Source organism: Micromonospora sp. Mcm103, assembly GCF_024519755.1.
GTDB classification, from domain to species: domain Bacteria; phylum Actinomycetota; class Actinomycetes; order Mycobacteriales; family Micromonosporaceae; genus Micromonospora; species Micromonospora aurantiaca.
On the sequence record NZ_JALJRJ010000005.1, the window covers coordinates 107,534 to 122,914 of the forward strand.

At 70.4% G+C, this 15,381-nt stretch carries 12 protein-coding genes; all 12 read right to left on the reverse strand.

What is annotated here, in order from left to right; genetic code table 11:
• Positions 1-472 precede the first annotated feature (472 nt).
• On the reverse strand, positions 473-844 hold the full coding sequence (locus OC439_RS09555) for a hypothetical protein (RefSeq protein WP_194801541.1): 372 nt from the start codon (positions 842-844) through the stop codon (positions 473-475).
• A 375-nt stretch (positions 845-1,219) separates the two neighbouring features.
• Positions 1,220-1,588 carry a hypothetical protein gene (locus tag OC439_RS09560; RefSeq protein ID WP_262013093.1) on the reverse strand — a complete coding sequence of 123 codons (369 nt, stop codon included), beginning with the start codon at positions 1,586-1,588 and terminating at the stop codon, positions 1,220-1,222.
• Between the two features lie 96 nt (positions 1,589-1,684).
• Positions 1,685-5,572 (reverse strand): DNA-directed RNA polymerase subunit beta', encoded by a 3,888-nt coding sequence (locus OC439_RS09565; RefSeq protein WP_262013094.1) that lies wholly within the window; start codon positions 5,570-5,572, stop codon positions 1,685-1,687.
• Positions 5,573-5,652: 80 nt separating this feature from the next.
• Positions 5,653-9,084: a DNA-directed RNA polymerase subunit beta gene (locus tag OC439_RS09570; protein WP_262013095.1), complete on the reverse strand. Its 3,432-nt coding sequence runs from the start codon at positions 9,082-9,084 to the stop codon at positions 5,653-5,655.
• A 575-nt stretch (positions 9,085-9,659) separates the two neighbouring features.
• A complete protein-coding gene (gene rplL / locus OC439_RS09575; protein ID WP_018784545.1) occupies positions 9,660-10,046 on the reverse strand; it encodes a 50S ribosomal protein L7/L12 in 387 nt (128 codons plus the stop codon).
• A 54-nt stretch (positions 10,047-10,100) separates the two neighbouring features.
• Entirely contained in the window at positions 10,101-10,646 is a 546-nt protein-coding gene (gene rplJ, locus OC439_RS09580) for a 50S ribosomal protein L10 (RefSeq protein WP_018784544.1), read from the reverse strand.
• A 316-nt stretch (positions 10,647-10,962) separates the two neighbouring features.
• The gene (locus OC439_RS09585) at positions 10,963-11,652 is read right to left on the reverse strand and encodes a hypothetical protein (RefSeq protein ID WP_262013096.1); all 690 of its coding nucleotides are present in this window, start codon (positions 11,650-11,652) and stop codon (positions 10,963-10,965) included.
• Complete coding sequence (locus tag OC439_RS09590; RefSeq protein ID WP_262013097.1) at positions 11,649-12,533, reverse strand: ATP-binding cassette domain-containing protein; 885 nt, start codon at positions 12,531-12,533, stop codon at positions 11,649-11,651. Before OC439_RS09590 ends, OC439_RS09585 begins: the two co-directional genes overlap by 4 nt.
• Before the next feature lie 82 nt (positions 12,534-12,615).
• Positions 12,616-13,332 carry a 50S ribosomal protein L1 gene (rplA, locus tag OC439_RS09595; RefSeq protein ID WP_135242081.1) on the reverse strand — a complete coding sequence of 239 codons (717 nt, stop codon included), beginning with the start codon at positions 13,330-13,332 and terminating at the stop codon, positions 12,616-12,618.
• Between the two features lie 88 nt (positions 13,333-13,420).
• Positions 13,421-13,852, reverse strand: a complete 432-nt coding sequence (rplK, locus tag OC439_RS09600) for a 50S ribosomal protein L11 (protein WP_013288647.1) — start codon at positions 13,850-13,852, stop codon at positions 13,421-13,423.
• 187 nt (positions 13,853-14,039) lie between these two features.
• Positions 14,040-14,762: a transcription termination/antitermination protein NusG gene (gene nusG, locus OC439_RS09605; RefSeq protein WP_194801430.1), complete on the reverse strand. Its 723-nt coding sequence runs from the start codon at positions 14,760-14,762 to the stop codon at positions 14,040-14,042.
• A 35-nt stretch (positions 14,763-14,797) separates the two neighbouring features.
• Entirely contained in the window at positions 14,798-15,190 is a 393-nt protein-coding gene (gene secE / locus OC439_RS09610; RefSeq protein WP_013288649.1) for a preprotein translocase subunit SecE, read from the reverse strand.
• Positions 15,191-15,381: the final 191 nt, after the last annotated feature.

The following is a 15,381-nucleotide window of genomic DNA, read 5'->3' on the forward strand; positions in this document are numbered from 1 at the left end:
CGAGGCGACCGCGCCGTCTGCTCCAGCCGTCCGGGTGGGCGGCTCTCCTACATTCCAACCAGGGCCGCCTGACGGCTCCCCAGCACCCGCGGTCGGGCGTGTCGCCCGAGTCACGGTTCCGGTGCCGGCCGCTGACGCGTCGTACCGGATCTTCTGGTCTTGGTGGTGCGACCGCGCGATCACCGGCTGACCGGTTCCAGCGCACGCACGCATTGCCCGGGCGGGCCCGGGCACAAGGGGAAAGAGTACCTACCACAGCCGCGCCGGTCAAAACGGATGGGTCGGGAAGGACCGCTGTGCGGTCCGCCGCCCGGTCTCCGGGTCGCCGATGCGCCGGTGATGGGCACCTACAGTGACAAGTGTACCGGCTCGTCCGCCGCGCGACCCGGCGGCCCCGGCACCGCCCGGCCTTCGGGCACCCGGACATACCGCACAAGGCAGGTCACCGGCCGCAGGCGTCGCAGACGCGGCGTCACGTGATCTGCACCACCAGGGCCAGCGCGAGCCCGATCAGGCCGAACAGCAGGCCCGCCGCCCCGCAGGAGATCCCCGCCACGGCCAGGCCGGCGCCGGTGAAGCGCACCGACGGCGGCGGCGCCGGCCGCCGGATCTGCCGCCGGGCGAGCAGCCCGGCCACCATCGCGCCGACGCCGATCAGCCCGCCCAGCACGGTGAACGCGCCCGCCGCCCAGGCGCCGCCGACGTTGCGGCCGGCCAGGCCGAAGCACAACACCAGCAGCGACACCCCGATCGCGGCGATACCTGCGACGAGCGACCCGATCGCCAGGCCCGAGGTGACCGGCGGCACGTCGAGGTGGACCACGCCGAACGGCGTACCCGGCACCGCGTCGACCCGCTTCGGCGGCCGCGGCGTCTCGGCCGGCGGGGGCGGAAGCGCCGGCCCGCCGTGCGGGCCCCAGCCACCGTGGCCGTGCGCGCTCCCCGGCGCCGGCCACCCGCCGCCGTGCGCCGGCGGACTCCCCGGGTACGCCCCGAACGCCGGCCCGTGCGCCGGTGGACCCCCCGGGTACGGCCCGTGCGCCGGCGCGGACGCGGGACCCGGCGGGTACGGCCCGGGGCGGGTCGGGTCGCCTCCCGGCGCGGCCGGTTCCGTCACGGGGTCCTCCTGTCCACACGCCCGCCGCGCGGCGGACACCGGCCAGGCTACCGTCGCCGATCATTGCGGGGCGGGCGGGCGCGGGCCCGCTCCCCCACCGGGTCAGTCGAAGTTCGGCGCGAAGTCGTGGCCGAACGACGCGTCCGCGGCCCGGACCACACCGATCACCACCGCCGCGACCACCGCGGCGGCGGTCAGCACCAGACCGGTCCGCGCCATCTGCTCGCCGCGCCGCAGCCAGTCCGCGCCGGTGAGATAACCACCCGACGCGTACGCCTCCCGGCGGGCCTGCCGGGCGAGCACGAGCGCGATGGTGGCCGGCACCGCCCCGCCGATGAAGAAGCCGGTGAGCGCGCCGATCAGCCCGAGCGCGAAGACGGCGCGGGCCTTCGTGGAGCGGACCGGTTCCGGATCGTGCGGATGGCGGTACGCGTGCGGCACGACGGGCGCCTGCCCGGGCACGGTCGTCATGCCTCCATCATGCCCCGGATCCGGTCCACCGGTCCCGGCACTCCGGACGCGACGAGGCCCCCGGCGGATGCCGGGGGCCTCGTCGTTGCCTACTGCTTAGCGGTACGACCCGAAGTCGAAGTCGTCCAGCGGAACCGCCTGGCCGCTGGCCGGCCCGAAGCCGTAGTCGGTCTCCGGGTAGCCGGTCATCGAGTAGACCTTGGCCTTCGCCTCCTCGGTCGGCTCGACCCGGACGTTGCGGTACTTGCTGATGCCCGTACCGGCCGGGATGAGCTTACCGATGATCACGTTCTCCTTGAGGCCGATCAGCGAGTCGCTGCGGGCGTGGATCGCCGCGTCCGTCAGCACCCGGGTGGTCTCCTGGAAGGAGGCCGCCGACAGCCAGGAGTCAGTGGCCAGCGAGGCCTTGGTGATACCCATCAGCACCGGGCGACCGGCGGCGGGCTCGCCACCCTCGCCGACGAGCCGGCGGTTCTCCGACTCGAACAGCGCCCGGTCGACCAGCACACCCGGCAGGAACTCGGTCGAGCCGGAGTCGATCACCGTCACCCGCTTGAGCATCTGGCGGATGATGATCTCGATGTGCTTGTCGTGGATGAGCACACCCTGCGAGCGGTAGACCTCCTGGACCTCCTGGGTCAGGTGGACCTGGACCGCGCGCGGGCCGAGGATGCGCAGCAGCTCGTGCGGGTCGATGGTGCCCTCGGTGAGCTTCTCGCCGACCTCGACGTGGTCGCCGTCGTGCGCCCGGAGCCGCACCCGCTTCGAGATCTTGTCGTAGACGATCTCGTCGCTGCCGTCGTCCGGGATGACCACGATCTTGCGGGACCGCTCGCCGTCCTCGATCCGGATGCGACCCGGGGTGTCGGCGATGGGCGCCTTACCCTTCGGCACCCGGGCCTCGAAGATCTCCTGGACACGGGGCAGACCCTGGGTGATGTCCTCACCCGCGACACCACCGGTGTGGAAGGTACGCATCGTCAGCTGCGTACCCGGCTCACCGATCGACTGGGCGGCGATGATGCCGACCGCCTCGCCGACGTCCACGGTCTTGCCGGTCGGCAGCGAGCGGCCGTAGCACGCACCGCAGACGCCCAGCTTCGACTCGCAGGTGAGCACGCTGCGCACCCGCACCGTCTCCACGCCGGCGGCGACGATCGCGTCGACCCCGATGGAGTTGATGTCCTGGCCGCGGTGGGCCACCACGGTGCCGTCCGGGCCCTTGATGTCGTCGGCGAGCGTCCGGGCGTGCACGCTGGTCTCGGCGTGCTCGTGCACGACCAGCTTGCCGTCGATGCGCTCACCGATCTGCATCGGGATGGCACGGTCGGTGCCGCAGTCCTCCTCGCGGATGATGACGTCCTGCGAGACGTCCACCAGACGCCGGGTCAGGTAACCCGAGTCGGCGGTACGCAGGGCGGTGTCCGCGAGACCCTTACGGGCACCGTGCGTGGAGATGAAGTACTCCAGCACGGACAGACCCTCCCGGTAGCTGGCCTTGATCGGCCGCGGGATGATCTCGCCCTTCGGGTTGGCCACCAGACCACGGATCGCCGCGATCTGCCGGAGCTGGAGCAGGTTACCGCGGGCACCCGAGTTGATCATCTTCCACAGCGGGTTCTCCTGCGGCAGCGCGGTGTCCATCTCCTTGGCGACCTCGTTCGTCGCCTTGGTCCAGATCTCGATGAGCTCGCCGCGGCGCTCCTCGGCGGTCATCAGACCGCGCTGGTACTGCTTGTCGATCCGGTCGGCTTCCTTCTCGTACCGCTCCAGGATCTCCCGCTTGCGCGGCGGAGCGATGACGTCCTCCATGCCGATGGTGACGCCGGACCAGGTGGCCCAGTGGAAACCGGCCTCCTTGAGCCCGTCCAGGGTGGCCGCCAGGGCCACCTTCGGGAAGCGCTCGGCGAGGTCGTTGACGATCGCGGAGAGCTGGCCCTTGCGGATCTCGTAGTTCACGAAGCGGTAGCCCGGGGGCAGCGTCTCGTTGAACAGGACCCGGCCCAGCGTGGTCTCCACGGTCACCGGCTCGCCCTCGGTCCACCCCTCGGGGGCGGTCCACGGCTCGGCGCCGGCGCCGTTGTCCACACCGACCACGTCGCGCAGCCGGATCCGGACCGGAGCCTGCAGGTGCAGCTCGCCGTTGTCGTACGCCATCCGCGCCTCGGCGTCCGAGCTGAACGCCCGGCCCTCGCCCTTGCCACCCGCAGTGAGGTGGGTCAGGTGGTAGAGACCGATGACCATGTCCTGGGTGGGCATGGTGACCGGCTTGCCGTCGGCCGGCTTGAGGATGTTGTTCGACGACAGCATCAGGATCCGCGCCTCGGCCTGGGCCTCGGCGGACAGCGGCACGTGGACCGCCATCTGGTCACCGTCGAAGTCGGCGTTGAACGCGGTGCAGACCAGCGGGTGGATCTGGATGGCCTTGCCCTCGACCAGCTGCGGCTCGAAGGCCTGGATGCCCAGACGGTGCAGGGTCGGCGCGCGGTTCAGCAGCACCGGGTGCTCGCCGATGACCTCTTCCAGCACGTCCCACACGACCGGCCGCTGCCGCTCGACCATCCGCTTGGCGGACTTGATGTTCTGCGCGTGGTTGAGGTCGACCAGCCGCTTCATCACGAACGGCTTGAACAGCTCCAGCGCCATCTGCTTGGGCAGGCCGCACTGGTGCAGCTTGAGCTTCGGGCCGACCACGATGACCGAACGGCCGGAGTAGTCGACGCGCTTGCCCAGCAGGTTCTGGCGGAACCGGCCCTGCTTGCCCTTGAGCATGTCGGACAGCGACTTCAGCGGCCGGTTACCCGGGCCGGTGACCGGACGACCACGACGGCCGTTGTCGAACAGCGCGTCGACGGCCTCCTGGAGCATCCGCTTCTCGTTGTTGACGATGATCTCGGGCGCGCCGAGGTCGATCAGCCGCTTGAGGCGGTTGTTCCGGTTGATCACACGCCGGTACAGGTCGTTCAGGTCGGAGGTCGCGAAGCGGCCACCGTCGAGCTGCACCATCGGGCGCAGGTCCGGCGGGATGACCGGGACGCAGTCCAGCACCATGCCGAGCGGCGAGTTGCGGGTGTTCTGGAACGCCGCGACGACCTTGAGCCGCTTGAGCGCCCGGATCTTCCGCTGGCCCTTGCCGGAGCGGATGGTCTCGCGCAGGTTCTCCGCCTCGGCCTCCAGGTCCATGTTCTGGACCAGGGCCTTGATCGCCTCGGCGCCCATGCTGCCGGTGAAGTACTCACCGAAGCGGTCGCGCAGCTCGCGGTAGAGCAGCTCGTCGGTGACCAGCTGCTTCGGCTCCAGCTTGCGGAAGGTGTCGAGGACCTCGTCGAGGCGGTCGATCTCGCGCTGGGCCCGGTCGCGGATCTGGCGCATCTCGCGCTCTCCGCCCTCCTTGACCTTGCGCCGGACGTCCGCCTTCGCGCCCTCGGCCTCCAGCTCGGCCAGGTCGGCCTCCAGCTTGGCGGCCCGCTTCTCGATCTCCGAGTCGCGGCTGTTCTCGGCCTGCCGCTTCTCGGCCAGGATCTCGTTCTCGATGGTCGAGAGGTCGCGGTGACGCGCTTCGGCGTCCACGCTCGTCACGACGTACGAGGCGAAGTAGATGATCTTCTCGAGGTCCTTGGGGGCGAGGTCCAGCAGGTAGCCCAGCCGGCTCGGCACGCCCTTGAAGTACCAGATGTGGGTCACCGGAGCGGCCAGCTCGATGTGACCCATCCGCTCCCGGCGAACCTTGGAGCGGGTCACCTCGACGCCGCAGCGCTCGCAGATGATGCCCTTGAAGCGGACCCGCTTGTACTTACCGCAGTAGCACTCCCAGTCCCGCTGCGGACCGAAGATCTTCTCGCAGAAGAGCCCGTCCTTCTCCGGCTTGAGGGTGCGGTAGTTGATGGTCTCGGGCTTCTTGACCTCGCCGTGGGACCACTGACGGATGTCGTCAGCGGTGGCGAGGCCGATGCGCAGCTCGTCGAAGAAGTTGACGTCGAGCACTATGTCCCCTATGTCGTCGTCTGTACTGCTAGCTAACGAGTGGGATCCGGGGCAGGGTCACCCTGCCCCGGATCACCACCTCAGACCTCTTCGACCGAGCTCGGCTCGCGCCGGGACAGGTCGATGCCCAGCTCCTCCGCCGCCCGGAACACCTCGTCGTCGGTCTCGCGCATCTCCAGGGCCACACCGTCGCTGGAGAGCACCTCGACGTTGAGGCACAGCGACTGCAGCTCCTTGAGCAGCACCTTGAACGACTCCGGGATGCCCGGCTCGGGGATGTTCTCGCCCTTGACGATCGCCTCGTAGACCTTGACCCGGCCCAGGACGTCGTCGGACTTGATGGTCAGCAGCTCCTGCAGGGCGTAGGCGGCGCCGTACGCCTGCATGGCCCAGCACTCCATCTCACCGAAGCGCTGGCCACCGAACTGCGCCTTACCACCCAGCGGCTGCTGCGTGATCATCGAGTACGGGCCGGTCGACCGGGCGTGGATCTTGTCGTCGACCAGGTGGTTGAGCTTCAGGATGTAGACGTAGCCGACCGCGATCGGGTCGGGCAGCGGCTCGCCGGAACGACCGTCGAACAGCTGCGCCTTGCCGCTGCCCCCGATGAGCTGGTTGCCGTCCCGGTTGGGCCGGGTCGACGCCAGCAGACCGGAGATCTCCTCCTCGCGGGCACCGTCGAAGACCGGAGTGGCCACGTTGGTGTCCGGCTCGGACTCGTGCGCGTTGATCGAGCGGAGCTGGCGCTTCCACTCGGCGTCGTCGCCGTCCACGCTCCAGCCGGTCTTGGCCACCCACCCGAGGTGGGTCTCCAGGACCTGGCCGATGTTCATCCGGGACGGCACACCGAGCGGGTTCAGCACGATGTCGACCGGGGTCCCGTCCTCCAGGAACGGCATGTCCTCGATCGGCAGGATCTTGGAGATGACGCCCTTGTTGCCGTGGCGGCCCGCGAGCTTGTCACCGTCCTGGATCTTGCGCTTCTGGGCCACGTAGACCCGGACCAGCTCGTTCACGCCCGGCGGCAGCTCGTCGCCGTCCTCGCGGGAGAAGGTACGCACACCGATGACCGTGCCGGTCTCGCCGTGCGGCACCTTCAGCGAGGTGTCCCGGACCTCGCGCGCCTTCTCGCCGAAGATCGCGCGGAGCAGCCGCTCCTCGGGGGTCAGCTCGGTCTCACCCTTCGGGGTGACCTTGCCGACCAGGATGTCGCCGGGGACGACCTCGGCGCCGATCCGGATGATGCCGCGCTCGTCGAGGTCCGCGAGCATCTCCTCGCTGACGTTCGGGATGTCGCGGGTGATCTCCTCCGGGCCGAGCTTGGTGTCCCGGGCGTCGACCTCGTGCTCCTCGATGTGGATCGAGGTGAGCACGTCCTGCTGCACGAGGCGCTGCGACAGGATGATCGCGTCCTCGTAGTTGTGGCCCTCCCAGCACATGAACGCCACCAGCAGGTTGCGTCCGAGCGCCATCTCGCCCTCGTCGGTGCACGGACCGTCGGCGATGACCTGACCGGCCTCGACGCGGTCGCCCTCGAAGACGACCGGCTTCTGGTTGACGCAGGAGCCGGCGTTGGAGCGGCGGAACTTGTGCAGCAGGTACGTCCGGCGGTGGCCGTCGTCCTGGTGGACGGTGATGTAGTCCGCGCACAGGTCCTCGACCACACCGCCGACCTCGGCGACGACGACGTCACCGGCGTCGACCGCGGCGCGGTACTCCATGCCCGTACCGACCAGCGGGGCCTCGGCCTTGACCAGCGGCACCGCCTGACGCTGCATGTTCGCGCCCATGAGCGCGCGGTTGGCGTCGTCGTGCTCCAGGAACGGGATCATCGCGGTGGCGACCGAGGTCATCTGCCGCGGCGACACGTCCATGTAGTCCACGGCGCCCGGCGCGACGTCCTCGGTCTCGCCGCCCTTACGGCGGACCAGGACGCGGTCCTCGGCGAAGGTGCCGTCCGACTTAAGCGGGGCGTTCGCCTGCGCCTTGACGAACCGGTCCTCCTCGTCCGCGGTCAGGTAGTCGATCTGGTCGGTGACCCGGCCGTCGATGACCTTCCGGTACGGCGTCTCGATGAAGCCGAACGGGTTGACCCGGGCGAACGTGGACAGCGCGCCGATCAGGCCGATGTTCGGGCCTTCCGGCGTCTCGATCGGGCACATCCGGCCGTAGTGGGACGGGTGCACGTCGCGGACCTCGAAGCCGGCCCGCTCGCGGGACAGACCACCCGGGCCGAGCGCGCTCAGCCGGCGCCGGTGGGTCAGGCCCGCCAGCGGGTTGGTCTGGTCCATGAACTGGGACAGCTGCGACGTACCGAAGAACTCCTTGATCGCCGCCACCACCGGGCGGATGTTGATCAGGGTCTGCGGCGTGATCGCCTCGACGTCCTGGGTGGTCATCCGCTCGCGGACGACCCGCTCCATCCGGGAGAGACCCACCCGGACCTGGTTCTGGATCAGCTCGCCCACGGTACGCAGGCGACGGTTGCCGAAGTGGTCGATGTCGTCGGCCTCGTAGCCCTCCTCACCGGCGTGCAGCCGGCAGAGGTATTCCACGGTGGCGACGATGTCGTCCTCGGTGAGCGTGCCGGTGGTGATCGGCACGTCCAGCTCGAGCTTCTTGTTGAACTTGTAGCGCCCGACCTTGGCGACGTCGTACCGCTTCGGGTTGAAGAAGAGGTTGTCGAGCAGGGTCTGGGCGTTCTCACGGGTCGGCGGCTCGCCAGGGCGGAGCTTCCGGTAGATGTCGAGCAGGGCCTCGTCCTGGCCGGCGATGTGGTCCTTCTCGAGCGTGGTCATCATGAGCTCGGACCAGCCGAACTTCTCACGGATGCGCTCGGCGGACCACCCGATGGCCTTGAGCAGGACGGTGACGGCCTGGCGGCGCTTGCGGTCGATGCGAACGCCGACCGTGTCGCGCTTGTCGATGTCGAACTCCAGCCAGGCACCCCGGCTCGGGATGACCTTGACGCTGGAGAGGTCGCGGTCGGAGGTCTTGTCCGGCTGCTTGTCGAAGTACACGCCCGGCGAGCGGACGAGCTGGCTGACCACGACGCGCTCGGTGCCGTTGATGATGAAGGTGCCCTTCGGCGTCATCATCGGGAAGTCACCCATGAACACCGTCTGGCTCTTGATCTCGCCAGTGGTGTTGTTGGTGAACTCCGCGGTCACGAACAGCGGCGCGCAGTAGGTCAGGTCCTTCTCCTTGCACTCCTCGATCGAGGCCTTGACCTCGTCGAAGCGCGGAGCCGAGAAGGAGAGCGACATGGTGCCGGAGAAGTCCTCAATGGGACTGATCTCGTCGAGGATCTCCGCGAGACCCGAGCGTGCGTGCGGGTCGTCCGCCGACCGGCCCTGCCAAGCCTCGTTGCCGACGAGCCAGTCGAAGGACTCGTTCTGGATGGCGAGGAGGTTGGGGACCTCGAGGTGTTCGGTGATCCGACCGAAAGAAACTCGGCGGGGCGCGAATGCGCTCGACGTACGACTGGTCTTCGCAGGGCGGGAAGCTGCCAAGATGCGTCCTTCCGAGGACCGGTGCTGCAGAACGGCTGGTACGCGTGCACTCCAATGACCCCACCAGAAATATCCACAATCGGACATTTCCGAGCAGGGGTCAAGTCGGAAGGCAGCGCAAACTAGCAGTGTAGCCGAGAGGCTAACCGCTGTCCAGCCCACCCCGCAGGTCGTCGCGGAACATGCCCTGGGACCTCGGAAAACCGGGTCGACCGGGCCGCTCGGAACGCGACGCTCCTGCCGGTCCGCTCGGGAGCCGCGGCGGCGGTGCTGCCGTTGCCCTTACCCGAGAGGCGGCCGTTGCAAGCGCGGAAGGTCTTGCTGATGTTCAGCGTGCCTGGCAGGCCGGTGCCGCGTCAAGGGCCGGTTACCGCTCGGGGTGTCTTTCCCACCGACGGGCTACCGACAGACGTCGCTGACCGGCCGATGAGAGGACGCTGTACGCCCTGCTCACGCCGTTCGCCGTCGGGTGGCACCAACACGGCGGGCGGTGACCCGGTCTCCCGGATCACCGCCCGCCGCGACGCGATGTGCCCCGGCTCACGTGAGCCGGACGCGCGTCAGGTGGAGCAAGGTCACTTGAGGGTGACCTTGGCGCCCTCGCCCTCGAGCTTGGCCTTGGCCTTCTCGGCGGTCTCCTTGTTGGCCTTCTCCAGGACGGCCTTCGGAGCGGCCTCGACCAGGTCCTTGGCCTCCTTGAGGCCCAGGCCGGTCAGCTCGCGCACGACCTTGATGACCTGGATCTTCTTGCCACCGTCGGCGTCGAGGATGACGTCGAACTCGTCCTTCTCCGGCTCGGCCTCGGCGGCCGGGGCACCCGGACCGGCCGGGCCGGCCATGGCGACCGGAGCGGCGGCGGTGACCTCGAAGGTCTCCTCGAACTGCTTCACGAACTCGGAGAGCTCGATCAGCGTCATCTCCTTGAACGCGTCGAGCAGCTCGTCGGTGCTGAGCTTCGCCATGTCTGGCGTCCTTTCTCGCAATGAAAACTAAGAACGTGGGTGCGCCGGGTGGCCTCAGGCCGCCTCGGCGCCCTCCTTCTCGCGCTTGTCCTGCAGGGCGGCCGCCAGACGCGCGGTCTTGGCGAGCGGAGCCTGGAACAGGGCCGCGGCCTTGCTCAGGTTGCCCTTCATGGCGCCGGCCAGCTTGGCCAGCAGCACCTCGCGGGACTCCAGGTCGGCGAGCTTCGTGACCTCGGCCGCGGAAATGGCCTTGCCCTCGAAGACACCGCCCTTGATGACGAGCTTCGGGTTGGCCTTCGCGAAGTCGCGAAGCCCCTTCGCCGCCTCGACGACGTCGCCCGAAACGAAAGTCAGCGCGGTAGGACCGGAGAACAGCTCGTCGAGCCCGGAGATGCCCGCATCGGCCGCGGCACGCTTTGCCAGCGTGTTCTTCGCGACCGTGTAGCTGGTCTCCTTGCCGAGCGAGCGCCGCAGCTGGGTGAGCTGCGAAACCGTGAGCCCGCGGTACTCGGTCAGCACGGTCGCTCCCGCGTTGCGGAAGCTCTCGGTCAGCTCGGCGACGGCCGTGGCCTTGTCGGCCCGGATCGGCTTGTCCGCCATGTCCCTCCTCTCTCGTTGCTCGGAGCTGGTACGCCGGCGGCGAGCCGAGGCTCGACGACGGCGGCGGAGGCATCACGACAACGAAAAAGCCCCGGCGCAGGGCGCACGGGGCGAGGGCCGGGACACTGACACAGTCGGCGGACCGTGGGTGACACCGAGTTTCGCTTACCGCCCTGCGCGGGTCGCCCGTCGTCGCGGGACCTTCGACCGTGCCGGAGCACGGTGACCAGCGGTCTTTGGGTGGAACTACCGCACCAGGTTACGCGACGTACGCCGCAGCACCAAATCGCGCCGGGTGCTCCCGGTCACCCATCGCTCAGGCCCGGGTACGCCGCGCCCAGGCGTAGCCGGTCAGCGCCACCGCCGCCCAGAGCGCCGCCCAGCCGGTGAGCAGCAGACCCTCGCCGGCCGCGACCGGCCCGGTGAGCGCCCGCGCGGTCGCCATCACCGGCGGGGCCAGCCACGGCACTACCGAGCCGGAGAGCCCGAGCACCACGACCCCGACCGCGCCGGTGACCAGCACCGCGACCCCGTAGCCGGCGCTGCGCGTCACCGCCCGGCTGGCGAGCGCGCCGAGCGCCACCGCCGCCGGCAGCGCGAGCAGGTGCGCCCAGAGCCCCAGGGCCACCCCGGCGAGCACCGGCCGCTCCCCCGGCCCGACGGCAGCGGTGACACCGCCCAGCGGCCACGGCAGCGCCAGCGCGAGCAGCACCACGGCGAGCCCCGCCACCAGCGCCGCGAGCAGCCCGGCCGCCCGTTCCCGGGCCGGGCCGGCCACCACCCGGGCGATCCGGCGCTGCACGTCGGGTTCCACGTTCAGCAGGATCTTGGTCTGCCAGGCCAGCACCGGGAACAGCACCACGGCGGAGACGCCGTAGGCCTCCGCCGGCCGGGCCCGGCCACCGCCGTAGAGGACGCCGAGGACGAGCAGGCCGGCCAGCACCGGCGCCAGCGCCCGTCCGGTACGCACGAAGCCGGCCAGCCGCAGCCGGACCAGCGCGATCACCTGGTCACCTCCGGCGCCGGCCCGGGCCGGGCAGAGTCCCCCTCGGCAGCGGCCTGGTCCGGGGAACCGGCGGCGGACGCGCCGGCCGATCCGCCGGTGCCCGACGGGCCGGCGGAGGCCGGCACCGGGTGCGTGGCCGGGGGCGGGACGGCGGGTTCGCGTACCCGAAGGATCTGGTGGCCGTCGGCGCGCAGGCGGGCGACGGCGGCGGCCAGCCCGGCGGCCGGCACCGCCAGCTCGACCACGGCGACGGCCGCGCCGCCCGACGACGCCTCCTCGGTCACCGTGCCGTCGGTGACCGACAGGTGCCGGGCACCCGGGAGCCGGACCGTCTCGCCCCGGTGGTCGCTGACCAGCACCGCGCCGCCGCCGGCCAGCACCTCGCCGATGATCTCGGGGACCGCCTCGCGGGCGGTGGCGTCCAGCCCCTCCCAGGGCTCGTCGAGCACCAGCAGGCCGGGCGGCCGCAGCAGTGCCTGCGCCAGGCCGACCTTCTGCGCGGTGCCCTTGGACAACCGCGGCAGGCGTACGTCGTGGAAGCGGGTCAGGCCCAGCCGCTCCACCCAGTGGCGCACCGCCCGGTCGGCGGCGGGACCGGGCAGGCCGGCGACGCGGCCCATCGCGGACAGGTAGGCCCCGACGGTGAACGGCTGGTCGGCGGGGAAGCGCTCCGGCACCCAGCCGACGACCGGCGGCCGGTCGGTGACCCGGCCCCGGCTCGGGCGCAGCACCCCGGCGGCGAGCTGGAGCAACGTGGACTTGCCGGCGCCGTTGCGGCCGAGCACCACCGCCGCCTCACCCGGGCCGATCGCTACGTCGACCTGCCGCAGCACCCACGGGCCGTGCCGGTGGTAGCGGAGCCAGACGCCGTCGAGCCGCATGCGCCCGAGCGTGCCACACCGGACAGACGGACGGGGCCCCGCCACGTCGTGGTGGCGGGGCCCCGTCCGGGAGTACGCGTGCTCAGCCCTCGGCCGAGCCCTCCTGGAAGTTCTTCACGACCTTCGGGTCGACCGGGACGCCCGGGCCCATCGTGGTGGTGAGGGTGACCTTCTTGAGGTAGGTGCCCTTGGCCGCGGACGGCTTGGCCCGCAGCACCTCGTCCAGCACCGCGGCGTAGTTGTCCACCAGCTGGTTCTCCGAGAAGGAGGCCTTGCCGATGATCAGGTGCAGGTTGGAGTGCTTGTCCACCCGGAAGGTGATCTTACCGCCCTTGATGTCCGAGACGGCCTTGGTGACGTCCATGGTCACGGTGCCGGTCTTCGGGTTCGGCATCAGACCGCGCGGGCCCAGGATCCGCGCGATCCGGCCGATCTTGGCCATCTGGTCGGGCGTGGCGATCGCCGCGTCGAAGTCCAGCCAACCGCCCTGGATACGGGCGACCAGCTCGTCGGTGCCCACCTCGTCCGCACCCGCGGCGACGGCCTCCTCGGCCTTCGCGCCGGCGGCGAAGACGATCACGCGGGCGGTCTTACCGGTGCCGTGCGGCAGGTTGACCGTGCCGCGGACCATCTGGTCCGCCTTGCGGGGGTCGACGCCGAGGCGCATCGCGACCTCGACCGTGGCGTCGAACTTGGTGTTGGTGGTGTCCTTGGCCAGCTTGACGGCCTCGACGGGGGTGTAGAGCTTCGACCGGTCGATGACCTCGGCGGCCTTGCGGTAGCTCTTGCTGCGCTGCATTTCTGGTGACTCCTGTGGTCTCTGGCGGGCGCGCGGCGTGCGCGGCCCTCCCACGAACAGAAAGATCGGGTGGAGCGGTGGAGCGAGATCAGTCGGCGACGGTCAGGCCCATCGACCGGGCGGTGCCGGCGATGATCTTCTCGGCCTGGTCGATGTCGTTGGCGTTGAGGTCCGCCATCTTCTTCTCGGCGATCTCGCGCAACTGGGCGCGGGTGACCGAGCCGACCTTCTCCTTGTGCGGGACGCCCGAGCCCTTCTGCACACCGGCGGCCTTGATCAGCAGCCGGGCGGCGGGCGGGGTCTTCAGCACGAAGGTGAAGGTGCGGTCCTCGTAGACGCTGATCTCGGCGGGGACGATGTCGCCCCGCTGGGACTCGGTCTGCGCGTTGTAGGACTTGCAGAACTCCATGATGTTCACGCCGTGCTGGCCGAGCGCGGGGCCGACCGGCGGCGCCGGGGTGGCCTGGCCCGCCGGGAGCTGAAGCGTGAACGTCTTGACGAGCTTCTTCTTCGGAGGCATGTCTCTTCCTGGGGCTTGGAACTGGGATTCTCGCCGGTCCGCGGGCGCGCACGGTCAGCACGGTGCGGACAGCCGACGTTCTAGGGTAGCGCAGCCGTCGGCCACCCTCCGCGCCGAGGTCGGCGGGCGGCGAAACGGCGCACCGGCGGCCACCCCCGGAGGGGCGGGCCGCCGGTGCCGACGTACGTCAGATCTTGGCGACCTGGTTGAAGTTCAGCTCGACCGGCGTCTCCCGGCCGAAGATCGACACCAGCACCTTGAGCTTCTGCTGGTCGGCGTTGATCTCGCTGATCGTCGCCGGCAGCGACGCGAACGCGCCGTCGGTGACGGTGACCGAGTCGCCGACCTCGAAGTCGAGGACCTTGACCTCGGGCTTGGCCTTCTTCTGCTCGGTCTCGACCGCCGGGGCCAGCCACTTGAGAACCTCGTCGAGGCTCAGCGGCGCCGGCCGGTCGGCCCGGTCGGTGGCGCCGACGAAGCCGGTGACCCCCGGGGTGTTCCGGACGCAGGAGTAGGACTCGGCGGTCAGCTCCATCCGGACCAGGATGTAGCCCGGGAAGACCTTCGCCTGGATCTGCGACCGCTTGCCGTTCTTGACCTCGACCTCTTCCCGGGTCGGCACCTCGACCTGGTAGATGAAGTCCTCCATGTCGAGGGAGGTGATCCGGGTCTCGAGGTTGGTCTTGACCTTGTTCTCGTAGCCGGCGTACGAGTGCACCACGTACCAGTCGCCGGGCGCGTAGCGCAGCTTCTGGCGCAGCTCGGCGACCGGGTCGAAGTCCTCGTCCGGGGCCGGCTCGGTGGTCGGGAACTCCGGCTCGCTGGCGGCCTCGACCGACTCGTTGTTGGCCGCCGTCGCCACCGTGGACTGGTCGTCCGGGGTTCCGGCGGTCTCGTCGTACTCAGGCACGCTCGCTCACTTCCGTCAGTATCGCTGTCCGCAGGTCAGCTGGACTCGCCGAAGACCCACAGCACCGCCTTGGCGAAGCCGTAGTCCAGGCCGGCCACGATCGCCAGCATCACCGCCACGAAGGTGACCACCACGGCCGTGTAGGTCAGCAGCTCCTTGCGGGTCGGCCAGATGACCTTACGCAGCTCGGCCACGACCTCGCGGAAGAACCGCGCGATGCGGGCGAACAGCCCGATCCGCTCGGTGTCCTTGCGGGTCTTCCGGCCCTCGGCCGGCTCGGCCTGCGCCCGCTTGCGGGTCGCGGTGCCACCCCGGGCGACCGGCTCGTCCGCGTCGGTGGCGTCGTCGTCGGCCACGTCGTCGACGGTCGCGTCGTCGTTCAGACGCTCGTCGCCGTCGTCCTCGCCGCGGCGCTTGCTCTCGGCCACTTCGCCCTCCGTGCGGGTATGGGGTCGCACGCCGGGCGGCGTGCGCGGCGTGTTGGTCACGCCGGCCGGACCAACCGTCCCGCGACGGGCCGCGGCCGGCGGACCGGCCGGGAGGGCCCGAACGCCTCGGAACCACCCCACCGGTGCCACCACCACGGGCCGGACGCCGCCGGTGAGGGCGGCGCGACCCA